Source organism: Flavobacterium macacae (genome assembly GCF_003865365.1).
GTDB lineage: Bacteria > Bacteroidota > Bacteroidia > Flavobacteriales > Flavobacteriaceae > Flavobacterium > Flavobacterium macacae.
In genome coordinates, this window is the sequence record NZ_RQVR01000009.1 from 137,528 (window position 1) to 163,563 (window position 26,036).

24 protein-coding genes are annotated in these 26,036 nt (G+C 36.1%); 19 read left to right on the top strand and 5 right to left on the bottom strand.

Going from position 1 to position 26,036, the window contains the following annotated elements:
- The first annotated feature begins 9 nt into the window (after positions 1–9).
- The 7 genes from EG849_RS09345 to EG849_RS09375 all read left to right on the top strand — a co-directional run bounded on the left by EG849_RS09345 (position 10) and on the right by EG849_RS09375 (position 9,227).
- The gene (locus EG849_RS09345; RefSeq protein ID WP_125012816.1) at positions 10–1,953 is read left to right on the top strand and encodes a DUF3858 domain-containing protein; all 1,944 of its coding nucleotides are present in this window, start codon (positions 10–12) and stop codon (positions 1,951–1,953) included.
- Positions 1,954–1,957: 4 nt separating this feature from the next.
- Positions 1,958–2,284, top strand: coding sequence for a nucleotide pyrophosphohydrolase (locus EG849_RS09350; RefSeq protein ID WP_125012817.1), 327 nt, complete (start codon positions 1,958–1,960; stop codon positions 2,282–2,284).
- A gap of 52 nt (positions 2,285–2,336) precedes the next feature.
- On the top strand, positions 2,337–3,590 hold the full coding sequence (aroA, locus tag EG849_RS09355) for a 3-phosphoshikimate 1-carboxyvinyltransferase (protein ID WP_125012818.1): 1,254 nt from the start codon (positions 2,337–2,339) through the stop codon (positions 3,588–3,590).
- Positions 3,591–3,752: 162 nt separating this feature from the next.
- Positions 3,753–4,802, top strand: coding sequence for a tRNA preQ1(34) S-adenosylmethionine ribosyltransferase-isomerase QueA (gene queA, locus EG849_RS09360; RefSeq protein ID WP_125012819.1), 1,050 nt, complete (start codon positions 3,753–3,755; stop codon positions 4,800–4,802).
- A gap of 386 nt (positions 4,803–5,188) precedes the next feature.
- Positions 5,189–6,469 (top strand): kynureninase, encoded by a 1,281-nt coding sequence (kynU, locus tag EG849_RS09365; RefSeq protein ID WP_125012820.1) that lies wholly within the window; start codon positions 5,189–5,191, stop codon positions 6,467–6,469.
- Positions 6,470–6,557: 88 nt separating this feature from the next.
- A complete protein-coding gene (locus tag EG849_RS09370) occupies positions 6,558–7,646 on the top strand; it encodes an agmatinase family protein (RefSeq protein WP_125012821.1) in 1,089 nt (362 codons plus the stop codon).
- Between the two features lie 240 nt (positions 7,647–7,886).
- On the top strand, positions 7,887–9,227 hold the full coding sequence (locus EG849_RS09375; RefSeq protein WP_125012822.1) for an FAD-dependent oxidoreductase: 1,341 nt from the start codon (positions 7,887–7,889) through the stop codon (positions 9,225–9,227).
- A gap of 92 nt (positions 9,228–9,319) precedes the next feature.
- On the opposite strand, the gene EG849_RS09380 is transcribed toward EG849_RS09375, so the two are convergent.
- Together EG849_RS09380 and EG849_RS09385 are read right to left on the bottom strand one after the other, a co-directional pair.
- Positions 9,320–10,582 carry an NAD(P)/FAD-dependent oxidoreductase gene (locus tag EG849_RS09380; protein WP_125012823.1) on the bottom strand — a complete coding sequence of 421 codons (1,263 nt, stop codon included), beginning with the start codon at positions 10,580–10,582 and terminating at the stop codon, positions 9,320–9,322.
- Positions 10,583–10,736: 154 nt separating this feature from the next.
- A complete protein-coding gene (locus tag EG849_RS09385; protein ID WP_125012824.1) occupies positions 10,737–12,260 on the bottom strand; it encodes a helicase HerA-like domain-containing protein in 1,524 nt (507 codons plus the stop codon).
- Between the two features lie 437 nt (positions 12,261–12,697).
- On the opposite strand from EG849_RS09385, the gene EG849_RS09390 reads away from it, so the two are divergent.
- The 9 genes from EG849_RS09390 (at position 12,698) to EG849_RS09435 (ending at position 21,260) form a co-directional block, all read left to right on the top strand.
- Positions 12,698–13,531 carry a MotA/TolQ/ExbB proton channel family protein gene (locus EG849_RS09390; protein ID WP_125012825.1) on the top strand — a complete coding sequence of 278 codons (834 nt, stop codon included), beginning with the start codon at positions 12,698–12,700 and terminating at the stop codon, positions 13,529–13,531.
- A 76-nt stretch (positions 13,532–13,607) separates the two neighbouring features.
- Entirely contained in the window at positions 13,608–14,222 is a 615-nt protein-coding gene (locus EG849_RS09395; protein WP_125012826.1) for an ExbD/TolR family protein, read from the top strand.
- An 18-nt stretch (positions 14,223–14,240) separates the two neighbouring features.
- A complete protein-coding gene (locus EG849_RS09400; RefSeq protein WP_125012827.1) occupies positions 14,241–14,807 on the top strand; it encodes an ExbD/TolR family protein in 567 nt (188 codons plus the stop codon).
- 31 nt (positions 14,808–14,838) lie between these two features.
- Positions 14,839–15,657, top strand: coding sequence for an energy transducer TonB (locus EG849_RS09405; RefSeq protein WP_125012828.1), 819 nt, complete (start codon positions 14,839–14,841; stop codon positions 15,655–15,657).
- Between the two features lie 265 nt (positions 15,658–15,922).
- Positions 15,923–16,861 (top strand): PstS family phosphate ABC transporter substrate-binding protein, encoded by a 939-nt coding sequence (locus tag EG849_RS09415; RefSeq protein ID WP_125012830.1) that lies wholly within the window; start codon positions 15,923–15,925, stop codon positions 16,859–16,861.
- A 22-nt stretch (positions 16,862–16,883) separates the two neighbouring features.
- Positions 16,884–18,593, top strand: a complete 1,710-nt coding sequence (locus tag EG849_RS09420) for a tetratricopeptide repeat protein (RefSeq protein WP_125012831.1) — start codon at positions 16,884–16,886, stop codon at positions 18,591–18,593.
- Positions 18,594–18,974: 381 nt separating this feature from the next.
- Positions 18,975–19,607: a 7-carboxy-7-deazaguanine synthase QueE gene (locus tag EG849_RS09425; protein ID WP_125012832.1), complete on the top strand. Its 633-nt coding sequence runs from the start codon at positions 18,975–18,977 to the stop codon at positions 19,605–19,607.
- A 24-nt stretch (positions 19,608–19,631) separates the two neighbouring features.
- Complete coding sequence (locus EG849_RS09430) at positions 19,632–20,036, top strand: DUF2059 domain-containing protein (RefSeq protein ID WP_125012833.1); 405 nt, start codon at positions 19,632–19,634, stop codon at positions 20,034–20,036.
- A gap of 66 nt (positions 20,037–20,102) precedes the next feature.
- Positions 20,103–21,260, top strand: coding sequence for an aminotransferase class V-fold PLP-dependent enzyme (locus EG849_RS09435; RefSeq protein WP_125012834.1), 1,158 nt, complete (start codon positions 20,103–20,105; stop codon positions 21,258–21,260).
- A gap of 1 nt (position 21,261) precedes the next feature.
- Here EG849_RS09435 and EG849_RS09440 read toward each other — a convergent pair whose 3' ends face one another.
- A complete protein-coding gene (locus EG849_RS09440; RefSeq protein WP_125012835.1) occupies positions 21,262–21,984 on the bottom strand; it encodes an SAM-dependent methyltransferase in 723 nt (240 codons plus the stop codon).
- A 74-nt stretch (positions 21,985–22,058) separates the two neighbouring features.
- Here EG849_RS09440 and EG849_RS09445 point away from each other — a divergent pair, with 74 nt between their 5' ends.
- Positions 22,059–22,553, top strand: coding sequence for a YkgJ family cysteine cluster protein (locus EG849_RS09445; protein ID WP_125012836.1), 495 nt, complete (start codon positions 22,059–22,061; stop codon positions 22,551–22,553).
- A gap of 27 nt (positions 22,554–22,580) precedes the next feature.
- Positions 22,581–22,820, top strand: coding sequence for a hypothetical protein (locus EG849_RS09450; RefSeq protein ID WP_125012837.1), 240 nt, complete (start codon positions 22,581–22,583; stop codon positions 22,818–22,820).
- 10 nt (positions 22,821–22,830) lie between these two features.
- On the opposite strand, the gene EG849_RS09455 is transcribed toward EG849_RS09450, so the two are convergent.
- Entirely contained in the window at positions 22,831–23,055 is a 225-nt protein-coding gene (locus EG849_RS09455; RefSeq protein ID WP_125012838.1) for a hypothetical protein, read from the bottom strand.
- Positions 23,056–23,132: 77 nt separating this feature from the next.
- Positions 23,133–24,359: an exo-beta-N-acetylmuramidase NamZ family protein gene (locus EG849_RS09460; protein WP_125012839.1), complete on the bottom strand. Its 1,227-nt coding sequence runs from the start codon at positions 24,357–24,359 to the stop codon at positions 23,133–23,135.
- A gap of 89 nt (positions 24,360–24,448) precedes the next feature.
- Between EG849_RS09460 and EG849_RS09465 the strand changes: the two genes are divergently transcribed.
- On the top strand, positions 24,449–25,702 hold the full coding sequence (locus EG849_RS09465; protein ID WP_125012840.1) for an ABC transporter permease: 1,254 nt from the start codon (positions 24,449–24,451) through the stop codon (positions 25,700–25,702).
- Positions 25,703–26,036 lie beyond the last annotated feature (334 nt).

Genomic DNA, 26,036 nt, shown 5'->3' on the forward strand with positions numbered 1-26,036 from the left:
AATAGTCAAATGAAAAAAATAATTGTATTATTTGTAGGCCTTTTTTCGGTTAGTAGCTTTGCCCAAAATTTTGAATTAGGAAAAGTTTCAATCGACGAGTTAAAAGAAAAAATACATCTTGCGGATAGTTCAGCTTCAGCAGCAGTTTTATATAAAACCGGAAAAAATTATTTTGAATTAAATTCTGAAGGCTATTTTATCTTAGTTTCAGAAATCGAACAAAGAGTCAAAATATATAAAAAAGAAGGCTATGAGTATGCCACGGTTGAAGTGCCGTATTACACCGGCGGTAAACTGGTGCGACTTTACTTTGATAAAGCGGTAACGTATAATCTGGTGGGCGACAAGATTGAAAAGACAAAGCTTAAAAGTGATGGAGAGTTTACTGAAAAGGTAAATGAGAATTACAGCATAAAAAAAATAGCCCTGCCAAACGTGAAAGAAGGAAGTGTGATTGAATACAAATACACGCTGAAAACCCCTTATTATATGGCTTTTCCAGATTTTAATTTTCAAACTTCAATTCCGGTCAATAAAGTTCAGTTGACTGTAGAAATCCCGCAATATTTCACATATCGTAGGTTTTTAAAAGGATACGCTCCAATTAATATGGAAGCAGAAACTGTAGTGAAAAACAGAGTTAATAATTATAACGACTCTAGGATTGTTTTTAAAGGAGAAGAAATTAAAGCTTTAAAAGAAGAATCACACGTCAATAATATTGATAATTATACTTCAATATTACAATATGAATTGGCGGCAACAAACTTTCCAAATTCAGTAGTGGAAAACTTTTCAACAGATTGGGAATCTGTTGCAAAAACCATTTATGATGATAAAAATTTTGGAAATGAATTAAATTATAAATCTTATTTTGAGAAAGATTTAGATCCATTATTGAAGTCAACATTAAAAAGAGAAGATCGAATAAATTTGATTTTTAATTATGTGAAATCAAGAATGAATTGGAATGAAAAGAATAGTTACTATTGCAATGTAGGCGTTAAAAAAGCGTACAATGAGAAAGTGGGTAACGTGGCGGAAATTAATCTGATGTTGACTGCAATGTTGCGTTATGCGAATATTAAAGCCAATCCGGTTTTGGTAAGTACGCAAGCAAACGGAATTGCTTATTACCCAAATAGAACGGCTTATAATTATGTGATTTGTGCCATTGAACAAGAAAACGGCGAATATATATTGCTTGATGCGACATCAAAAAATTCATTACCAGATATACTTCCGCTTCGAAACTTAAATTGGGTTGGAAGAATGATTAGGGAAAATAAAACCTCTAAAGAAATAGATTTGATGCCTAAAATGATTTCAAGAGAACTTATAAATGTAATGGCTCAAATTGATGCTGAAGGAAAAATCACGGGTAAAGCAAGAGATCAGTATTTTGATTATAATGCATGTGCTTTTAGAGATTATTATTTGAAAATGTCAAGAGATTCTTATCTTGAAATGATCGAAAAAAGATACAATGGTGTTGAAATTGGAGAATATACAACTAATAATGACAAGGATTTAGAGAAGCCCATGATAGAAACTTATGATTTCACCCATACCAATATGGTGGAAAGAATCGGTGGTAAAATTTATTTTTCTCCAATGTTGTATTTTGCAAAAGTTGAAAATCCATTTAAGCAAGAAAAAAGAGAGTTTCCCGTAGATTTTCCTTTTCCTTACCAAGATAAATATACTTTTTCAATTACAATTCCTGATGGTTATGAAATAGAATCGTTGCCAAAAGCACTTTCAGTTGTAATGGAAGAAAATTTAGGAAGTTTTAAATTTAATATCTCTAGCGTTGGAAAAACGATCCAAGTAATGGCGACTATAGATGTAAACTCGTCTCATTTTTCGCCAAATTATTATCCGACATTGAAAGATTTTTACAAAGCAATGATAGAAAAACAAAATGAAAAGGTAGTTTTGAAAAAAGTTTAAATTTATGAATATCAAAAACGCACAGCAAGAAGTCGATAATTGGATCAAAGAACACGGCGTTCGCTATTTCAACGAATTGACAAATATGGCACAGCTAACGGAAGAAGTGGGCGAAGTAGCCCGAATCATTGCGCGTCGTTATGGCGAACAATCTGAAAAAGAGTCCGATAAAAATAAAGACCTCGGAGAGGAGTTAGCCGATGTAGTTTTCGTAGTTTTGTGTTTGGCCAATCAAACTGGAATTAACCTTCAGGAAGCATTTGACAAAAAACTCGATTTAAAGTCCAATCGAGACAAAGACCGCCATAAGAATAATGAAAAATTGAAATAATAAAGAAAAGCGTTGTAATCAAATTCAACGCTTTTTTTATAACCAAAATAGTATGAATATCAAGCTGAACCAATCACAAGCCAACCAAAAATCAGAAATAAAAGTTACAGGAAGCAAATCAGAAACCAACCGATTGTTGTTGCTTCAAGCGTTGTATCCCAATATTGCTTTAGAAAACACTTCCAATTCAGATGATTCTGAAGTAATGGCAAAAGCATTGACCCAAAACTCAAAACCTAAAACCCAAAACCTTCAACCCGAAATAATCGACATTCATCACGCAGGAACCGCAATGCGTTTTCTGACGGCTTATTTTGCAACCCAAGAAAATCGGGAAGTAATCATTACCGGTTCGCCAAGAATGAAAGAACGTCCGATAAAGATTTTGGTAGAAGCGTTGCAACAACTCGGAGCTGAAATAACCTACGAAGAAAACCAAGGCTTTCCTCCGCTGAAAATTAAAGGAAAAAAATTGTCGAAAAGCAAAGTTTCCCTTCCGGCAGACATCAGCAGTCAATATGTTTCGGCTCTTTTATTAATTGCTCCAAAATTAGAAAACGGTTTAGAATTGACTTTAGAAGGAAAAATTACGTCAATTCCCTACATCAAAATGACGTTGGCTATTTTGAATGATTTAGGTTTCGAGGCAAGTTTTGTCGACAATACAATAGCCGTAAAACCAAAACTCATAATTCATAATTCAAAATTCATAATTGAGTCAGATTGGTCTTCCGCTTCCTATTTCTACTCAATCGTTGCCTTATCAGATATCGGAACCGAGATAAAACTATCTTCTTACAAAGAAAATAGCTTGCAAGGCGATTCGGTTTTGTCAGAGATTTATAAAAACTTGGGCGTAGAGACAACATTTGAAAACCATCAAATCATCTTAAAAAAAGCATCTGATTTAAACCAGCAATCTCAAATTCTGGATCTAAACGAAGCGCCAGACATTGCCCAAACCATCGCCGTAACGTGTTTTGGTTTAGGAATCGGCTGTCATTTAACGGGATTGCATACGTTGAAAATAAAAGAAACAGACCGATTAGAAGCATTGCGGATTGAATTGCAGAAATTAGGCGCCAATATTACGGTAACCGACGACAGCCTGACTTTAGAAGTTTCGTCAGTAACAGAAAGAAACATTGCAATCGATACGTATAACGACCATAGAATGGCGATGGCATTTGCGCCGTTGGCTTTATTAACGGATATCATTATCAACGATGCGGAAGTGGTATCAAAGTCATTTCCAGATTTTTGGAACGATTTAAAAGCAATTGGCTTTAAAGTTGAAAAGCAATAAAACCAGCAAACACAAGCCTTGACACTTTACAACTTTTAACCTTTTGAAAATAAACACCAAAACACTTGACAACGCCTATCTCACAATCGTATATTTGCAAAAGATTTAAAATTATGAAGGTCAAACTCATAATTCATAATTCATAACTCATAAATTTTTTAAATGAAATTATCACATTTTCAGTTTAATTTACCAAAAGAACTTCTTGCAGAATATCCAGCCGAAAACAGAGACGAATCTCGTTTAATGGTCATTGATAGAAAAAAACAAACAATAGAACACAAAATGTTCAAAGACGTGATCGATTACTTCGACGAAGGTGACGTAATGGTTTTGAACAATACCAAAGTTTTTCCTGCACGTTTATATGGAAATAAAGAAAAAACCGGAGCCAGAATCGAGGTTTTCTTGTTGAGAGAATTAAACGCTGAACAAAGATTATGGGACGTTTTAGTAGATCCAGCCCGTAAAATCAGAATCGGAAACAAATTGTATTTCGGTGATGACGATTCATTAGTGGCTGAGGTTATTGACAACACGACCTCTCGTGGAAGAACGTTGCGTTTCCTTTACGACGGTTCTTATGAAGAATTCCGTGGCAAATTGACAGAACTTGGAGAAACTCCAATCCCAAAATACATCAACCGTGAAGTAACGCCAGAAGATGCGGACCGTTACCAAACAATCTATGCAAAAGAAGAAGGAGCTGTTGCCGCGCCAACTGCCGGACTTCACTTCTCAAAACACCTTTTGAAGAAATTAGAAATCAAAGGAATTGATTTCGCAGAAGTGACGCTTCACGTAGGTTTGGGGACCTTTAACCCGGTTGAGGTGGAAGATTTGTCAAAACACAAAATGGATTCTGAAGAGTTGAAAATCACTCAAGAAGCCTGTGATATCGTGAACAGCGCCAAAGAAAGAAAGAAAAGAATCTGTGCCGTTGGAACCACGTCAATGCGTGCCATTGAAAGTTCTGTTTCATCAGCAAGAACGCTAAATCCTTTTGACGGATGGACAAACAAGTTCATTTTTCCACCGCACGATTTCAGCATCGCAGATTGTATGATCACCAATTTCCACACGCCAAAATCAACACTTTTGATGATGATTTCAGCATTCTGTGGACACGATTTAATGAAAAGAGCTTACGACGAAGCCATCAAAGAAGAATACAAATTCTACTCTTATGGTGACGCAATGTTGATTATTTAATCTGAACTAGTTTCAGATTCTAAATAGAATTATTTTAAGATACTTATAAAATCTCGTCAGCAATGGCGAGATTTTTTTTTTGAAGCGAAAGGTCAGTAATTCCCAGCCATCCATTTTCCTGCTGAAGCCACTCGCTTTCCACGTCTTAATCAGCCGTGAAAGAGCTCAAACAATGGCATCATCAGGGCTATTTCTGAAACCATTTGAATTTTTGGAAAGATCCGTGCCAGTCGTTGTCAAAGATAAATTCGGAAAAACCCTCGTAACCTGCCAAAATCTGCGTCCCTAATTAAAACAACAGAAGCTTATTCCTTGTAATGGTTCAAAATTCAAAAACCATTTCAATCTTTTTTCTTAAATTTACCGCCAAGCAAATCAAACAACCAATGACCTTTCAAAATACCCGCGAATTCGCACAAGAGCTCGACACACAAGACAAATTACACCACTACAGAAATGAATTTCTCTTCCCGCAAGTCAACGGAAGAAAAGTAATCTACTTCACTGGAAATTCCCTTGGATTACAGCCAAAAAGAACCCGTGCCTTCGTTGACGAAGTAATGGACGATTGGGCAAAACTGGCTGTTGAAGGACATTTTTATTCTGAAAAACCGTGGTGGGATTACCACGAAAGATTCGCAGAGCCATTAAGTAAAATCGTCGGAGCTTTGCCAAGCGAAGTAACCGTGATGAATACACTGACGGTAAATCTGCATTTGTTGATGGTGTCGTTTTATCGACCAACAGAAAAGAAATTCAAAATACTTTGCGAAGCAAAAGCATTTCCAAGTGATCAATATATGTTTCAAAGCCAAGTCAAATTCCACGGATACAATCCAGACGATGCGATTGTAGAAATCCACAGAAGAGAAGGCGAACACAATATTCGTTTGGAAGACGTTTTGGCGAGAATCGAAGAAATCGGAGACGAATTGGCCCTGGTTTTAATCGGTGGCGTAAATTATTATACCGGCCAAGTTTTCGACATCAAAACCATTACCGAAGCCGGACACAAAGTGGGCGCTTATGTGGGTTGGGATTTGGCACACGCCGCAGGAAACATTAAATTAGAATTGCACGACTGGGATGTAGATTTCGCCGCTTGGTGCAGTTATAAATATATGAATTCAGGACCAGGAAATGCTTCCGGATGTTTTATCCATGAAGACCACCATGACAATTATGAATTGAATCGATTCTCTGGCTGGTGGGGACAAAACAAAGCAAAACGCTTTTTAATGGAGCCAAAATTCAATCCAGAACCAGGAGCAAACGGTTGGCAGATCAGCAATCTTCCCGTATTGACTTTGGCCCCTTATTTGGCTTCCGTAGAAATGTTTGCAGAAGTTGGAATGGATGCTTTAATCGAAAAAAGAGATCAGATTACTTCGTATTTAGAATTTATCTTGCAAGAAATTGACAAAGAAGTAAACAGTACTTTTGAAATAATAACGCCCACAAATCCAGAAGAAAGAGCAAGCCAATTGTCTGTTTTTCTACACGGAGAAGGCAAAAGTTTGTTTGATTACCTAATGAAAAACGGAGTAATTACCGACTGGAGAGAACCAAACGTAATTCGTTTGGCGCCAGTTCCGTTATACTGTTCGTTCGAAGATATGTATGAATTTGGTCAGATTTTAAAAGCCGGAATTCAAGAGCATAGTTAGAAAATAGAAAAAAGAAACAAGAGAATTGTGGAACTTGATTATGTGATTGCTTCCTACGTCGCAATGACAATTTCTAAAAATATAAAAAATGAACAAACAAGAAAAAATAAATTCCTTTGATCCATCGCAACCCGGGTTAGCGGACCAAAGTATTTTCGGACTTCCTTTTACAGCCGAAGAAAGCGAAATTATCATTATTCCGGTGCCGTGGGAAGTTACAGTGAGTTATGGAGCAGGTGCTTCTGAAGGTCCTGAAGCAATTTTAGAAGCTTCTTTCCAAGTAGATTTGCACCACCAAGAATTTCCTGAATTATGGAAACTCGGAATGTTTTTAGACTTAAATGAGCAAACCGCAAAATGGAGCGACGACAGCGCCAAATATAAGGGATGGGCACAGCCAATCATTGAAGCATTAGAAGCAGGCGAAGACATTCAAGCCAATAAAGATTTGAAAGCAGACTTGGATGAAATCAACAAAGTTTGTGCACAGCTAAAAGCAGAAGTAAAGGAACGTGTACTTTATTGGGTAAAAAAAGGCAAAAAAGTCGTGCTTTTAGGAGGCGATCATTCTACACCTTTGGGTTATTATGAAGCTTTAGCGGAACAACATAGCGAATTTGGACTGTTGCATTTGGATGCGCATATGGATTTGAGAATCGCTTACGAAGGATTTACATATTCACACGCGTCCATTATGTACAACGCGTTGCAAATTCCGCAATTGAAAAAAATCGTTCAGGTCGGGATTCGTGATTTCTGCCAGCAAGAAGTAGAAACGGCTTTTGAACAAGGCGACCGCGTTTTGGTTCACACCGATATGGATTTGAAAGCAGAAACGTTTTCTGGAAAAACATGGGAACAGCACTGCGACCATATTATTTCGGCGTTGCCACAAAAAGTAGCGATCAGTTTTGATATTGACGGCATGTATCCGTGGTATTGTCCAAATACAGGAACTCCGGTTCCGGGTGGATTTTCTTTTGAGCAGGCGGCATATCTTTTGAGTAAATTAGGCGAAAGCGGTAAAGAAATCATCGGTTTTGATTTAGTCGAAGTGGCTCCAGGCGATGATGATTGGGACGGAAACGTGGGTGCCAGAATGCTTTTCCACATGTGCGGGGTTTTGGCAAAAAACAACGGATTGAACGTAGGGGAAAAGATTAAATTTAACAGGTAATATTTTATCTTCAAAATAAGAAAAGACGGACGCGATGTTCGTCTTTTTTGTTTAATTTAAGATTTGCATTTCAATAATTAACTGACAAAAAAGGAAATAACAGAAGCTCTAATTTTATATTCATACGTTTTAATGGTAAAGTTTTAGGAAATCGATTGAAATTATAAATAATTACGCATTTTAAACCCTTTATACCCTAATTTGATTAAATTTGGGTCTCTATAATTTAGCTATTTTTTAATGCAAAAATCTTTAAGTATTGCCATCGTAGGTTCCGGATTAGTCGGTTCGTTGTTGGCGGTATACCTCAGAAAAGCAGGGCATTCGGTTCATATTTATGACAGAAGCCCTGATATTCGAAAAATTCAATTTTCTGGACGTTCGATAAATTTGGCCATGTCGGATCGCGGTTGGAAAGCTTTGGATGCGGTAAATGTTGGCGACTCAGTTCGTGAAATTGCAATTGCAATGGACAAGCGGGCGATTCACGTGAACAACGAATTAAAATTTCAGCCGTATGGTTTCAATGGAGAAAGCATTTATTCAATTTCTAGAGGTACTTTGAACCGAAAAATGATTGATTTGGCTGAAGAAGCCGGAGCAGAATTTTTCTTCGAAAAGAAAATCTGGGACGTCAATTTGGCGGAAGCCACGCTTCAAATCGGGGAAACCGAAAGAGGTGAGTGGGAAGCTGTAAAATATGATATGGTTTTTGGTTCAGACGGCGCTTTTTCAAGGGTTCGCCACAGAATGCAACGCCAAAGCATGTTTGATTATTCACAAGAATTTTTGCCTACAGGTTACAAAGAATTACATATTCCTGCAAATCCTGACGGAACGCACCGCTTAGATAAAAACTCGTTTCACATTTGGCCCAAAGGAGATTACATGTTGATTGCTTTGCCAAACCTTGACGGAAGTTTCACTTGTACACTTTTTATGCCTTTTGAAGGAGAAAATTCTTTCGCTTCTTTAACGAATAGAAAGCAAGTGGAAGATTTCTTTGAAAAAAACCTTCCGGATACTGTGGATGTGATCCCGAATTTAGCGGAAGATTTCTTTAAAAATCCAACAAGCACGTTGGTTACCATGAAATGTTTTCCTTGGACTTTTGAAAATAAAGTAGCTTTGATTGGAGATGCCTGCCACGCGATCGTTCCTTTTTACGGACAGGGAATGAATGCCGGTTTTGAAGATATCACGGTTTTGCATGAATTTATGGAAGAATTTGGTGATGATTGGGAGAAGATTTTCAAAGCCTATGAAAAAAGCAGAAAGCCTGATGCAGATGCAATTGCGGAACTTTCGTATCGAAATTTCATGGAAATGAGTTCTAAAACGGCAGACGAAAGCTTTTTGCTTCGCAAGAAAATTGAAAAACGATTTTCAGAAAAGTATCCAGATAAATGGTTGCCGTTATACAGCCGTGTAACTTTCAGCCACCGACCTTATTCTGAAGCTTTGGCTATCGGTGACCATCAAAAGGCAATTATGGATCAAGTAATGCTTTTGCCTCAAATAGAAAAAAAATGGGACAGTGAGGAAGTGGAGGAGAAAATATTAGGATTGTTGCGTTTCTAAGTTTAAAAGTAACTAAGTTTTAAAAAAAAAGTTTCAAAGAGTAAAACATAATTGCTCTTTGAAACTTTTTTAATTTTACTTAAAACTTAAATCTAGTTTTTAACCTTCTTCGCCGGTTTGATCAGAATTCTCAACGTAGAATCATTGCTAAAATAGCTGTAAGCCCAGGTGATAAAGATGAAAAGTTTGTTTCTGACGCTCAAAATCAGCATCAGATGCACAAACATCCAAGTGAACCAAGCAAATCTTCCTTGAAAGCTGAAGCTTGGCAAATCGACAACGGCTTTTCTTTTTCCGATGGTTGCCATCGAACCTTTGTCGTGGTATTCAAATTCTTTCCTTGGTTTATTTTTAAGCTGTAATTTGAAATTTTTCGCCAAGTTTTTTGCGTGTTCGTTTGCAACGCTTGCCACTTGAGGATGTCCGTTTAGGTATTTGGGAGTCGTCATGTACGCGATATCGCCAATTGCAAAAACACCGTCAAGACCTTGCACTTCGTTAAAACGATTGGTGATAATTCGATTCCCGCGCGTGATGGCTTCTTCTGGTAACCCTTCAATATTGTTTCCAACCACGCCCGCCGCCCAAATTACATTTTTAGCATTGATTATTTCGCCACCTTTTAAATGCACCGTATGGCCGTCATAATTTTCAACGATTGTGCTGGTTTTTACTACTACGCCCAGTTCTTCAAGGTATTGTCTGGACATTTTCCGAGAGTCTTCACTCATCGGATTTAAGACATTTGGCGAACCTTCTAATAAGTAAACCGTGAGTTTTGAAAAATCTTTATCTGGATAATCTTTCGGAAGCACATTTTTTTTCATTTCTGCCAAAGCTCCGGCTAATTCCACACCCGTTGGGCCTCCGCCAACAATCACAAAGTTCAAAAGATATTGCAAATCTTCTTCTTTGGTAGAAACCGCTTCTTCAAATGTCTGGAGAATCCGGTTGCGCAATTGAATCGCTTCTGGAACCGATTTCATCGGGAAAGCTAATTTTTCTAAATTTTTATTTCCGAAATAATTCGTTTTGCATCCAAAGGCAAAAACCAGATAGTCATATGAAAAATCTTCAATTGAAGTCGTTAAAATTTTATTTTGAGTATCGACCGAAAGTACATCGGCAATTCGGATTTTGACATTTTTTGAACCCTGAAAAACTTTTCTTAACGGAAAAGAAATACTTGAAGGTTCCAGTCTTGCAGTGGCCACTTGGTACATCAGCGGCTGAAATTGGTGGTAGTTGTTTTTGTCTATGAGATAGATTTCATAACCAGAGTTTTCAAGGTCTTCGGCTAAAGTTAAACCTCCGAAACCCGCACCCACGATGATGATTCTTTTCTTGGTTTCCATACGATTGTGTTTGTACGTAAAGTTACCACATATATCTTTTTTGGGGTTCTTTATTAACTTTTTTTAAAGAAAAACGATTGCGTATGTTTGGGAGAAATTGATTTTTAGATTGCTCAAAGGGTCGAAACATCAAACAATCTAAAAATCGAATCTTCTATTTTTTAAATAATTTAGTCAAAACTCCAAAGAAGCCACGAATAAAAGTAGCGCTTGTCAGTACTTTTACCACGCTTTTTGTGGTTTGGCTCATCGGTTCATTTGCGGTTTTCTTTTCGGTTTTTTCTTGTTGTTTCTGTTCTGCCACTTCAGAAGCTTGTACTTCGGCTTCGGCAATTTTTTTGTTTAAAATTTCATAAGCGCTTTCCCTGTCAATCACTTCGCTATATTTTTTAACGAGTTTTGATTTCTGATTGATTTGGCTGATTTCGTCCGCTGTCAAAATATCCATTCGGCTCATTGGCGCCCGCATCATTGTGGCGGCTAACGGAGTCGGAATCCCTTTTTCGTTTAAAACTGTTACTAAAGCCTCTCCGGTTCCAAGTGATGTCAGCGTCGTTTCAGTATCGTAATATTCTGAAATTGGGTAATTTTGAGCAGTCATTTTAATGGCTTTTCGATCGTTTGCCGTGAAAGCTCTCAATGCGTGCTGAATTTTCAAACCTAATTGTCCTAAAACGCCACTTGGCACGTCCATCGGATTTTGGGTTACAAAGAAAATCCCGACGCCTTTTGAACGGATCAATTTGACAATATTTTCGATTTGGTCTAACAAGGCTTTGCTGGCTTCGCTAAAAATGAGATGCGCTTCATCAATAAAAATAACCAATTCGGGTTGCCCAGAATCGCCTTGTTCCGGCATTTGATTGTAAATTTCTGCCAAAAGGCTCAACATAAAGGTGGAGAATAATTTTGGCTTGTCTTGGATGTCGGTCAGACGTATTATATTACTGTAGCCTTTTCCGTTTTCGTCAATTCGCATTAAGTCGCTAATCTCAAAAGACATTTCACCAAAGAACACATCGGCGCCCTGCTGTTCTAGTTCTATAATCTTACGAAGAATTGTTCCGGTTGTAGAAGTCGAAATCTTGCCATAATGCTCTTCAATTTCGGCTTTTCCTTCTTCAGTAATAAAATTGATGACTTTTTTGATGTCTTTTAAATCGAGCAAAGGCATTTGTTTGTCGTCGCAATATTTGAAAATGACGGCAACAACACCCGCTTGTGTGTCATTTAAACCTAAGATTCGAGAAAACAAAACAGGGCCGAATTCAGAAACAGTGGCGCGAAGACGAACGCCATCTTGATCAGAAAGCGTCATCAATTCTACCGGAAATCCAGCAGTTTGATAGGGAAGATTGATTTTGGCGTGGCGCTCTGTTATAAATGGCTGTTCAATTCCAGGTTGCGCAATACCGCTCAAATCACCTTTTATATCCATTAAAAGTACAGGGATTCCAAAATTAGAAAGCTGTTCTGATAAAACCTGAAGCGTTTTAGTTTTTCCAGTTCCGGTTGCTCCGGCAATTAATCCGTGTCGATTTAATGTTTTTAAAGGAACCTTAATAGGAGCATCTGGAAGCGCTTCTCCATTAAAAATTGCGCCACCAAGGATGATATTATCTCCTTTTGTAGTATAACCCGTATTTATGTGATCAATGAATTTTTCTATAGAAGCCATACTTTTATTTTGTTTTTTGGTATTTATATGTGAACGAATGATACAAATTTAGGATTGTTTTTATTTATTTTGACAGTTATCGTCTAAAAACTTAAGTAATGACATATCTTGCAGTTAAAGACAATAAAAATCATAAAGAAAGAGTTATGTAAGTGTAAAGATGAAATTATTAACGTTATGGTAATAATCAGTTATTTGAAGGTGTAGTTAATAATAGTTCTCTGTATATCAGTCATTTGTGTGATTAATTCTTTGTTTTTAGTTTATGTGATGTATTATTTGTAAGTTAATGTTATTATAATATATCGTTAAGAAAGAATAAAAAGCTCCAATTTATTTTTTTTTAACCACTAAAAATATAAATTTGTCGTTCTGATAATAAATTTATCTATTACCGAAATTAAATTCTAAAATTAAAAAAACTAAAAATTAAAAAAATGGCACAGGCATCAAACGCAAATGTTGAAAAAAAAGCAGGAAGCAAAAGTTCTAATGTATTTGCAGGTTTAACAATTTTAATCTGTCTTATTATCGGATTTATAGTGTGGAAATTTGTAATGGGTAATCCAAATAACTTCCAAGGTGGGAATCCTGAAAATTCTCCACTTGAAGGAAATATTCTTGGTATGGTTTACCACGGGGGACCAATTGTTGCGATTTTGATGGGATTATTATTGATGACTTTTGTGTTTTCAATTGAAAGATTAATCGTGATTGGTAAAGCTTCAGGAAATGGAGATGTTGAGAAATTTGTGGCTAAAGTCCAATCTTTAGTAAAAAATGGAGAAATGGAAGTTGCTATGGCAGAATGTGACAAACAGCAAGGTTCAGTTGCTAATGCAATTAAAGCAGGTTTGTTAAAATACAAAGAAGTAAAAGCTGAAGGTTTTGATAGCGAAAAAGCATCAGAAATTATTCAACATGAAATTGAGCAAGCAACATCACTTGAAATGCCTGTATTAGAGAAAAATATGACTGTAATTTCAACATTAGTTTCTTTGGGAACTTTAGTAGGATTGATCGGAACAGTATCTGGTATGATTAAAGCCTTCGCTGGATTGGCAACTTCTGGAACACCAGATCAGGCACAGTTGGCAAATGGTATTTCTGAAGCCTTGATTAATACAATGATGGGTATTAGTACATCAGCATTCGCAATTATTGCTTACAACTACTTTACTTCAAAAATTGATACTTTGACTTACTTTATCGACGAAGCTGGATTTACAATCACTCAAGCTTACAGAAGAGCTAAAGGTATCGTTGGATAATTTGTTCGTATTATTAATTTAAGAAAAGGAAAAAATCATTTTCTTTTTTCCTTTTCTTTCACTACAAAAAATAAAAATGGCAAAAATAAAAATGTCCAAAAAAAGTACAAGAGTTGATATGACCGCTATGTGTGATGTAGCTTTCTTATTGCTTTCGTTCTTCGTAATGACATCTACGGCAAAATTACCAGAACCAATGGAAATTGAAACGCCAGCTTCTACAGTACAAACAAAATTGCCAGAATCAAACCTAGCAACTTTAACTGTAGGTAATGGAAAAGTTTTTTTCGGTGTTAGCGGTAGAGATGTCAGATCAGAAACTTTGAAGAGAATGGGTGACAAATACAGTGTGCAGTTTTCAGATAAAGATATTGCTAAATTTGCTTTAATCGATAACTTTGGAGTTGACATTAGAAGCATGAAGCAACTGATTGATATGAAAAATGATCAAAGAATGAAAGAAGGAACCCAGCCAGGAATTCCTTATGATTCGGTGAACAATCAATTGGCAGACTGGGTAAAAATTTCCCGTGAAGTAACTAAAGAAATGGATCAGAAAGATTTGGATATCGCGATTAAAGGAGATGCCAAAGAAGAATATCCTACGGTTAAAAAAGTGTTAGATATTTTGCAAAAGCAAAAAAAGAACAACTTTTTCTTAGTAACCGGTTTAAGAAGTGAGGATTTTTAATATAAATAATCTAAAAAAATGGCAGAATTAAATAGCGGTGGCGACAGCGGTAAAGGAGGCAAAGTAAGAAGTAAAAAAGCAAACCCAAGTGTAGATTTAACTGCAATGGTGGATCTTGCCTTCTTGCTTATCACTTTCTTTATCTTAACAACAACGTTGTCAAAACCACAATCAATGAATTTGGCGATGCCAGATGAACCAAAAATTGGTGATCCAACACCACCAGAAACACCTGCTTGGAGAACCTTGACAATCGTTTTAGGATCAGATGGCAAATTAGTGTGGTACAGTGGAGGATTAGATAATCCAGTGGATGGACCAACAGTTTCAACCTATGGAAAAGCAGGAATCAGAGATTTAATCATCAACAAGAAAAAACTGGTTGATGCAAGAAATAAAGCTGGTGGAAGAGATCTTGAAAAAGAAGGAATCACTGTGATCATTAAACCGAGTGAAAAGTCAAATTACAAAAATTTCGTTGACATCCTTGATGAAATGGCTATTACCGGAATTAAAAAGTATGCAACTGTTGATATGACTGATGCTGACGTGAAACTTTTGGAAAGTAATAATATCTACCAATAGAGTTTCTATATAACTTAAAAATTTAAATACTATGTCATCAAAATTAGATTTATACGATCAGCAGTGGATTGACAATGTTTTTGAAGGTAGAAACAAAAGCTATGGCGCTTACAAGCTTCGTGTCGATAGCAGTAAATATACCTTAAGAGCATTATTAATTGGTGGGTTGATTTTTCTTTTACTAGTAGCTAGTCCCGTAATTTCAAAATTTATTTCGGATAGCATGCCAGAAGAAGTACAAACATTAGATGAGCAGGTTGTTTTAGTAAACATTGCAGAGCCTATTCAGCCTAAAGAAGAGATCATCATTGAACCAGTTGTTCAAAAACAAACGCAATCAAATGTTGACATTCAAAAATACGTTCCACCAGTAATTGTTGAGAAAGAAGTTGTTAAAGAAGAAGTAGCAGTAGTTACTGAATTAAAAAAAACAGGTTCTGAAACAATCAAAGCAAAAGAAGGAGGAGAAGTAGTTTTAGATGGAACACAAAGCGAAGTTAAAGTGGATGCTGAAATCATCGAAGATGCTCCTAACAAAATTTACACATCTGTACAAGTACTACCTGAATTCCCAGGCGGTTTGGCAGGATTTGGTAAATATGTTCAAAAAAACTATAGAGTACCAGAAGTTGATAGCGATATTAGCGGTAACGTTTTGGTAAGCTTCGTAGTAGAAAAAGATGGATCTCTTACTGATATTAAAGTTATTCGTGACCTTGGTTACGGAACAGGAAAAGAAGCAATCCGTATGTTGAAATCTGCTCCAAAATGGAAACCAGGTATTCAAAACGGTAAAGCAGTTCGTGTAGCTTATAACTTACCTATTCGTTTAGTTATTAAATCAAACTAATGAATATCGAAAGAAACACTCATAAAAAAGATCAGAAATCGCTCCTTGAGCGATTTCTTCTTATTATAGCAATTTTGTTTTTCCTTTTGTATTTTGTTTTAGGTACTGGAATCATTTTTTGGGAGCGGTTTTTTCCTGAAGCCGATTTTCCACTAGACATGGAAATGAATTACAGAATCGCATTTGGAATTCTTTTAATTGTTTACGCTTTTTACAGAGGCGTACGGATTTATAACAAAGCTAATAACTCTTAAATTATTCAGTCATGCCAAAATTCTTAAAAATACTGTTTGCTTCGTTCTTGATGATTTTTAGTTTTTTTCTTGTCCAAGCGTGCAAAGACAAGAATGAGAAAGAGGCGTTAAAGGCTAAAGGTGAAAAAGCGACCTTTTACATCGACGAAACCATCATGCCAATGATGGAAGAACAAGTTTCTGTATTTCAAAGTCAACGTGACGTTACTATTAATTTAGTTCCTAAAGCGGAAACAGAGATTTTGAAAATGGCTCAAAATGAAGAATCAGGTTTAATGGTGATGTCAAGAGTTTTAAGTGATAGTGAACAAAGGGCTTTTACAAACAAAAAAATTGTTCCTAAAATTACTCAAATTGCGATTGACGGAATAGCTTTAATTGTCAATACAAAAGCTAACGATACTGTAATTGATTTACAGAATATCATTGATTTTATGCAAGGAAAAACTGTAGCAAACATCAAAGGATTGGTGTTTGATAACCCGAATTCAAGCACAATTAATCACATGAAAAAATTGGCTTCAGTAAAAGATGTGGATAATAAAAACGTTTTTGCGTTAAAAACAAGTAACGAAGTAATCAAATATATCAGTGAAAATGATGGGTATATTGGGGTTATAGGTGTGAATTGGATGACACAACCGATGCCTGACATGCAGAAATTTACAAGTTCTGTCAGGGTTTTGGGAGTCAAAAATGTTAAATCTAAGCCTAATTCTGATGTGTATTATAAACCGAGCCAAGTCAATCTATCAGAAGGATTGTATCCATTAGTCCGAAAAATTTATATGTTAAATTATGAAGGCAATTTCGGTTTAGGTACGAGTTTTGTAACCTTTGTTGCAGGCGCTACAGGCCAAAAGATAATTTTAAAATCTGGATTAGGCCCAGTACGGCTTGAACTCAGAGAAGTAAAAGTTAGAGATAATATTACAACCGAAAAGAAATAGATTAAAAATTAAATACAACAAAATGAAAAAATTTAAATTTATCAGTTTATCATTATTATTTTTTGGAACAGGTGTTTTTGCACAAGACTTAGATGCTGCCAAAAAAGCAATCGATGCTGAACAATATCAAAAAGCCAAAACAATTTTAAAGTCGTTAATCGCATCAAGCCCAGATAAAGGAAAAAATTATTTTCATTTAGGCGAAATTTATTTAGCACTTGAAAATATTGATTCTGCAAAAATTTATTTTGATAAAGGAATCACAGTAAAAGAGGATGGTAAATTCAATTACATCGGTCTTGGAGAAATTAGCCTTGATAAAGGAAACGCAGCAGAAGCGGATGCAAATTTTGCAAAAGCAACAGCTGACTTAAGAAAGAAAGATACTGAAGAATTTTTATATATCGCAAAAGCTTATGTAAACTCTGAAAACCCAGATTATAAAAAAGCAATTGCTTCAGCAAAAAAAGCTACAACTATTAACCCAAAATTTGCGCAAGCATTTTTGACTTTAGGTGATGCTCAAGTTGGAGATAAAGATGTGAATAGCGCTTACAGTTCTTACAGAACAGCTTATGATTTAGATAATTCACTTTTGCGTGCTAAAATGCAATTGGGTGTAATCACTAAAAATGCAAAAGCTTTCCCAGAGGCTATCGCAGCTTTTGATGAAGTAATTAAGTTAAATGCAAATTACGGTCCAGTGTACCGTGAGTTAGCTGAAACTTATTATTTCTGGAGCACAAATGCTGGAGATAAAGCAAAACGTGAAGAATACATTAAAAAAGCAGTTGATTTTTCTGCAAAATATAAAAGCTTAACTGACAATTCAATCGAATCAAGAATGCGTCATGCCGATTTCTTGATCTTGGCAAAAGATTACCAAGCATTGCAATTGGAAGCGGAAGAAATGCAAAAATTAGATAAAGTGAACCCAAGAATCTTGAGATATTTAGGTTATGCTTCCTATGAAAACAAAAAGTATGATGAAAGTATCAAAGCTTTAAATGATTTCATTGCAAAGGCTGATGCAAAAAGAGTAACTGGTAGAGATTACCTTTTCCTATCAAAAGCAAAATTAGCAAAAGCAATTTCTCCAGAAGGAACAATTACTGACAAAGCAATGTTTGACAATGCAATGGCAGATTTGAAAAAAGCCACAGAAATCGATCCTGCAATTGGAGCTGAATTTAGTGATTTAGGTGTAGATTTATACAAAAAGAAACTTTATCTTGAAGCGATTCCTGTATTTGCAGCAGCTACAAAAGCACCAGATTCTCCAAATGCTTTGTTAGATAACTTTTACCTTGGAAACGCAGTTCTTTTTTATGTAGCTAACGACTTAGATACTGATGAGAAAAGAAAGGATCCAAAAGTACAAGAAATGCTTAAACTGGCTGATGTAGCTTACGGAAACGTAGTTGCAGGTTCGCCAACAACGCAAGATGCGCATTTGAACAGAGCAAAAATCAACAGATTCATTGTTGGTGAAGAAGGAAAAACAAATGCTGTTGCCGCTTATGAAAAATACATCGAAGTGGTAACTACAAAAGGAGAAGCTGAAATGGCAAAAGACAGTGTAAAAGCTGGATTAATCGGAGCGTACTCTTACATCGGGTCTCACTACGCAATCTCTGATAAAGTAAAAGCAAAAGAAAATTTCGAAAAAGCCTTAGCTTTAGATCCAACAAGCCAATACATCAAAGAATCTCTTGACGTATTAAAAAAATAAGAATTACAATTCTTGATACCAAAACCGACAGTTTCAAAGCTGTCGGTTTTTTTTTGCCCAAACGCAAACCTTGTGCGTAATAATGAACCCAACGCAATGCCTTCTTTAAATGAAATTCCCGCTCCAGCAACTCGCTTTAAACCTGCTTAGTCGCAGGTTTAAGAGCTAAAACAATTGCAGTATCGGGGTTAGTGAAACACTTCTGGCTTCTTTTTAACTTTCATAAAAAACGGTAATCAAAAAATATATAATTTCCAAAAAGCCAAAATCATAACTCCAGACGGAAATTTTACGTCTCAGGTCTCAATACTAAAATCTCTGGGCTAAAAACTCCCAACTCAAATCTCTAATCCTTATCTTTGCAGCCTATTTTAAAAGAAGATGTTGAAGAAAGAATTGCAAGCAGCCGTTGAAAAAGGAACAATGCTTCCGTTAATGGAAGAGTTTTATACCATTCAAGGCGAAGGATACCATACCGGGACAGCCGCTTATTTTATTAGGGTTGGTGGCTGCGACGTTGGTTGTCATTGGTGCGATGTGAAAGAAAGCTGGAATGCCGAATTACATCCGCCAACCGAAATTGAAAAAATTGTTGAAAATGCCAAAAGAGAATCTAACGTTATTGTCATAACCGGAGGAGAACCTTTAACTTGGGATATGGGACCGCTTACTGCACAATTAAAAGAGAACAATTTAAAAGTGCATATGGAAACCTCTGGTGCTTATCCGCTTTCCGGAACTTGGGATTGGATTACGCTTTCGCCAAAGAAAACAAAATTGCCGACCCAAACGGTTTATGACAGCGCGCACGAATTAAAAGTGATTATCTTTAACAAACATGATTTTATCTTTGCAGAAGAACAAGCAGCCTTAGTAAATAAAGACGCCATTTTATTCTTGCAGCCCGAATGGAGCAAAAAAGAAGAAATGACGCCGCTGATAGTAGATTATGTAATGCAAAATCCAAAATGGAGAGTTTCTTTGCAAACACACAAATATTTGAATATACCGTAACCAACCTAAAAACAATAAACAATTATGAAAAAATTATTTTTTACAGCTGCTTTCATTTTCGTAGCACAATTAAGCTTTGCACAAGATGCTTTTAAAGCTGATGTAGTTAAATTGATTCAAAGTTCAGGAGCTGCAGGACCCATGAAAGTAGCAAAAGAGCAAATTTTAGTTGCAGTTCCTGAAGAAAAAAGAGCAGCATTCTCTAAAGACTTTGATGCAACGCTTCCTTCTTTATATGAAAAAATGGCAAAAGTATATATGGAAGTGTACACACACCAAGATATCAAAGACATGCTTAAGTTTTATGAATCTCCAATCGGGAAAAAAATGGCTGAAAAAAGCGGGGAACTTTCAAGTAAAAGTATGGCTGCAGGTCAAGAGTGGGGAATGGAACTTCAAACAGCAATGATGAAATACATACAAGAATAATTTCAAATTCAGATAACTGAACCCAAACTGATTTATTAGTTTGGGTTTTTTTAATTCAAAAATGTAATGAAAGACCAATTTCTCTTAGACAAATCCATCACTTATTTAAATCACGGCTCTTTTGGTGCAACTCCAAAACCGATTTTTGAAGAATTTCAAAAACTGCAGTTAGAATTAGAACACGAACCCGTTCAATTTATTGTAAAAAAATCGCTCGTGTATTTAAAAACGGCCAAAGAAAAATTGTCAAAATATATTGGCTGTCAACCTGAAGATTTCTTTTTTACGCCAAATCCGACGGTTGCCGTAAATACCATTATTAGAAGTTTGAATCTTCAGGAAGGAGACGAAATATTGTCAACCAATCACGAATATGGTGCGATGGATAAAACTTGGAATTTCTTTTGCAGAAAAACCGGAGCAAAATACATTCGTCAAGAAATTTCCTTGCCACTGGTGTCAAAAGAAAAACTTTTGGAAGAATTCTGGAGCGGTTATACGTCAAAAACGAAAGTTATTTTCATCAATGAAATTTCTAGTGCAACGGCTTTAATTTTTCCTGTAAAGGAAATTTGCCAAAAAGCACAAGAATTAGGTTTGATCACGATCATTGACGGAGCCCATGTTCCGGGCCATACTTATTTGAATATCGACGAATTAAATCCAGATTTTTATACTGGAACTTTGCACAAATGGATGCTGTCGCCAAAAGGAAGCTCCTTTTTGTATGTAAAAAAAGAATTCCAAAATGACATGGATCCGTTGGTTGTAAGTTGGGGTTATGATAATCCAGCAATTAATGAAAGTCAATTTTTAGATTACCACGAATATCAAGGAACTCGCGATATTTCGGCATTTTTATGTACGCCAAAAGTGATCGAATTTTTACAAGATAATAATTGGAAGGCAGTTTCAAGCAACTGCAAAACCATTGTTCGAGAAAATTACCAGCGTTTCTGCGATTTGCTAAACGCAAAACCGCTCTGTCCAATTTCTGAAGAATTTTTAGGACAGATGGCGAGCATTCCAATCCAAACGGAAGAACCGATTAAATTAAAAGAATTGTTATTCGAAAAATATAAAATCGAAATTCCCGTAATGCCCTTGAACGGTAAAATTTATTTGAGATATTCCATAAATGGATATAATTCTCAAGAAGATTTGGATGTTTTGTACAGCGCGTTGCAAGAGATTCTTGAAACTACAGATTTAATTGCGATTTAAATTACACAAAAAGGCGGGCCAAATAATCAAAATGCTCGCCTTCTTGAATTAGTTCGCATTGCAGGCCGTTATCATTCGAGGCGTTTTGCAACGTGTTAAAATCCAAATACAGCCAATCAAACGGCTTTTCAGTTTCCTTTTTATAGCTGATGGTGAAAGTTACTTCGCCATAATAATCCACATCACCCGGAATCCAATACCCAACTTCTGAATCGTCAGATTCGTCTTCGTCGTACATGTAAATAATATCCGAAGAATCGATCAAGATTTGCCCGCCGTCCGCCAAAAGCGATTTTAGCTTCTCTAGAAACTTTGGTGTTTCTTTCAGTTTTCCAAAAATTCCAGTTCCGTTCATCAATAAAAGAATCGTATCGAATTTGGTTTCAGAATTCATTTCCATCAAATCTTGCACTTCCACGTTTTTCAGGCCTCGCAATTGGCAAGCTTCAATGGCATTTTTTGATATGTCAATTCCGGTAACGTCAAGATTCCTTTCCTCTTGAAGATACAAAGCGTGGCTTCCGGCACCACAACCCACATCAAGAATTTTTCCTTTGGAAATTTCCAGTGCTTTCTGCTCGATCTTTGGCATTGCCGAAAAATTCCGAAACAGATACGCAACGCTCATTTCATCTTCTTCAGAAATGGAAGTTTCTGTAATCAAATTTTCAGGCGAATTATTCGTTTGGTAATCCAATATTGCTTTTCCAAAAAGGTCTTTCATGAATTTTGTGTAGCGTTTAAGGTTTAATGTTTTTTTAGTTGCTTAACTTTGCATTTCAACTTTAAACTTTAAACTTGAAACCAAATTTAAATGAAATTGTAAAGCTTGCCAAAGATAAGCATATCGAAAACAAAAAGTATTTTGATAAGCTGAAAAAAAAGGCGCCAAAAAATATGGATTACGTTATGCAGGATTTGCACGACCGTGAATTCAAAAAAACCGACTGTTTAAAATGTGCTAATTGTTGCAAAACCACTGGACCGCTTTTTACAATTGCCGATGTGGAGCGAATTTCAAAACACTTTCGGCAAAAGCCACAGCAGTTTATCGACCAATATTTGAGAATTGATGAAGAAAACGATTATGTATTGAAAAGTGTTCCGTGTACTTTTTTAGATGCAGAAAATTATTGCATGATTTATGATGTTCGGCCTAAAGCCTGTCGCGAATTTCCGCATACGGATAGAAAAAAATTCCAGCAGATTTCAAATCTTACGTTGCAAAATGTGGCAATTTGCCCTGCGGCCTATAATATTGTTGAAGAAATGAAAAAGAAAATGCCACTTTAGATATATTTGTAGAATAAACTAAAACTTATGAAACGTAGTAAAATCTTATTTCTTCTTTTTTTAATAGCGCTTTCCCTGTCGCTGTTGGGCATTTTTGCTGATCAAGATGTCATTGTTTCCAGCACGTTCACAAAAATCATGGAAGTTGCGATAATGACATTGCTCTTGTTTGTGATCTTAGTGGTATTCTACTGGATTTTTGCAAAGACATTGTCACGAGTGAAGAAAATGAAAACGAACCAAAATAAAAAAGACCTTACTCAGTAAGGTCTTTTTTTTATACAAAGATGTAATCTTCGGGCAATTCAATTTCATCATTGAATCTGCCACCTACATAATCTACAACATAGTCGATACCTTGTTTGAGGTATTCGATGATCTTTTCTACAAAATGCTTCGCTTTATGAAACATTTCGATTGCCATATCTACATAAGAATTTATCATTTCAAAAAATTCCTGGATTTTGTCCATATAGTCTAAAAGCATTTGAGATTTTTCCATTAGTGTTCAGTTTTTTGGTTTAGTCAGAACCTCTTAAGATTCTATTCTAAAAATAGGCAATTTTGCGAATATGGCAATTAATAAATTTGATAATTTTTTCTTATTTTTTTAAAATCTTCCATGCCACCCTGCCAGCTTTTTTTAATTTCCGCTTCGGTTATTCCGGCTTCAATCTGTTCTTGCAGTTTTTTTGTTCCGGCTAATTTTGTAAAAAACGGAATAAAGAATTTACTTTTATCAGAAGTGGAGTTGTAGGCTTTCAATAACCATTTTAATTGCAATCCAGATACTTTTGAAATTGTAGTAAGGTCTTCGCCATAACAAAGCTTGCCATTGTGCAAAGGATCTTTTGCTCCAAAATTGGGCTTCGGAGTAAAACTAAAACCATTTTTTGGTAAAAAGGGAGAGCCATAGATTTGGAATTGCTTTTCCGTTCCTCTTCCCAGGCTCACATTGGTTCCTTCAAAAAAGCACAGACTTGCATATAAATTGATGGATTGGTCGTTTGGTAAATTCGGCGAAGGTTTTACAGGAAGCGAATAGGGCATTTCTTTTGTGTAATTCAAACACGGAATCACGGTCAGTTCACATTGAATTCCGTTCTTCAGCCATTTTTCACCGTTAATCATTTTACCATATTCGCCAATGGTCATTCCGTGCAAAACCGGAATTGGGTGCATTCCGATGAAGCTCGTGTTTTCTTTTTCTAAAATGGGTCCGTCCACAACAGCGCCGTTTGGGTTTGGCCGGTCTAAAACCACCAATGGAATATTGTTTTCGGCACACGCTTCCATCACATAATGTAGCGAAGAAATGTAAGTATAAAATCGAGCGCCAACATCTTGCAGGTCAAAAACCAAAATGTCGATTCCTTTTAATTGCTCTGGCTTTGGTTTTTTGTTATCGCCATAAAGTGAAATAATCGGCAAGCCGGTCTGCGTGTCTTTTCCGTCTTTTATTAATTCTCCCGCATCAGCCGTTCCGCGAAATCCGTGTTCTGGAGCATAAATTTTTTGGATGCTGATTTTCTTTTCTAGTAAAAAATCAACAAGATGCGTTTTGTCAGATAAGATTCCGGTTTGGTTGGTGACAATTCCCACCTTTTTTCCTTTTAATAGAGGAAGATATTTGTCAAAATTATCAGCTCCGGTTTTTATAGGTGAAACTGGTTTTTCAGCATTTGAATTTTCAACTATTGGCTTTTGGCTGATTTCTTTTGCTTCAAATGATTTTGAACTGCCGCAAGATAAAGCGATAGCCAAGCCTGAAAGTAACACAAAAGAAGATTTTAAAATAATGGTCATATATAAGGTAAGTTTAATTTGTAAAGATTTCTGTAATTCAGCCAGCAGAACTTTCAGTATATTTGTGTTTCAAATCAAACAATCAAAACTTGAATTTAGAATACTTTATTGCCAAAAGACTAATTGCTGCTAAAAATCATAAAAGTAGTATTTCTGCACCAATTATAAAAATTGCCATTGCAGCGATTGCCATCGGAATGATTATGATGATTATTTCTGTAGCGACTGGAATAGGTCTTCAGCAAAAAATCCGCGAAAAAGTAGCAGCCTTTAATGGGCACATTATTATAACCAATTATGATGACAACCAATCAGAGGTCAGCATCAATCCCATTTCTACCAATCAAGATTTTTATCCCAAGTTTAAAAATATTGAAGGCATAAACCATATTCAAGCCGTTGCCGCAAAAGCGGGAATCATCAGAACTGAAACTTCTTTTGAAGGGATTATATATAAAGGAGTAGGGAAAGATTATGATTGGAATAATTTAAAAGAATATCTTGTTGAAGGGAAACTGCCTGATGTTTCAAAAAACCTAAATCCGCAGGTGATTATTTCAAAATACCTGGCAGATCGTTTGCATTTAAAAGTAGGCGACAAGTTCAATACTTATTTTATGAAGGCAGACAACAATCAGTTGCCAAACCTTCGTGTTTTTGAAATTACAGGAATTTACAATTCCGGATTCCAAGAATTTGACGCTACATATGTGATTGGAGACCTTCGCCACATCCAAAGAATCAATAAATGGAAAGCAGACCAAGTTGGAGCCTTTGAGGTTTTTATTGACGACTTTAAAAAGATCGAAGAAAAAGGGGATGAAATCTATCAAAATACCCAGAACAAAGAAGACGCTTCAAAAACATTAGACACGATAACCATTGCTGAAAAGTACTTCAACATCTTTGAATGGCTTGAGCTTTTTGATTTTAATATCATTGTCATATTAATCATTATGATTATTGTCGCCACGATCAATATGGTGGTGGCGCTTTTAGTACTTATTTTAGAAAGAACCCAAATGATCGGAATCCTTAAGGCACTTGGCGCAAGTAATTGGTCCGTCAGAAAAATATTCCTATACAACGCATTTTATCTCATCATCCGCGGACTTCTTTGGGGAAATATAATAGGAATAGGACTGATCGTGATCCAGCAACAATTTGGAATCGTCAAATTAAATCCCGAAAGTTATTACGTCAACGTGGCCCCGGCCTATCTTGATTGGTTTTATATCCTGCTGTTGAATCTGGGCACAATCGCCATTTGTCTTTTTGTGCTCCTCATTCCTTCTTATATTATAACGAAGATTTCGCCGGTAAAGGCCATCCGTTTTGAATAAACACAAAAGACAGCCATTCCGCTGTCTTTTTTTTATACCTATATATAAGGAGAAAGAAAACACACCTTATGTACAGCAACATTTTTTCGAGAAGCGAACAGTCATTCATTTATCAGGATAGGCCATTCCCGCCGTTCCTTCCAAAGCTTCGCGCCTGCAAAGGGGGGCAGGCGGAAAGGCTTTTCCCTCCGGTCGGGGCTATTTCAGGGATCTTATCGTTTTTTTTTGGAGACTTCCGTCGGGCACTCTTCACTCAAGACAATATAGCTATACTCCCATATTTCCAGCAAACAAGCCCAATGGTCTCATGAAAACCAACAAAGCGGGAAAAAAC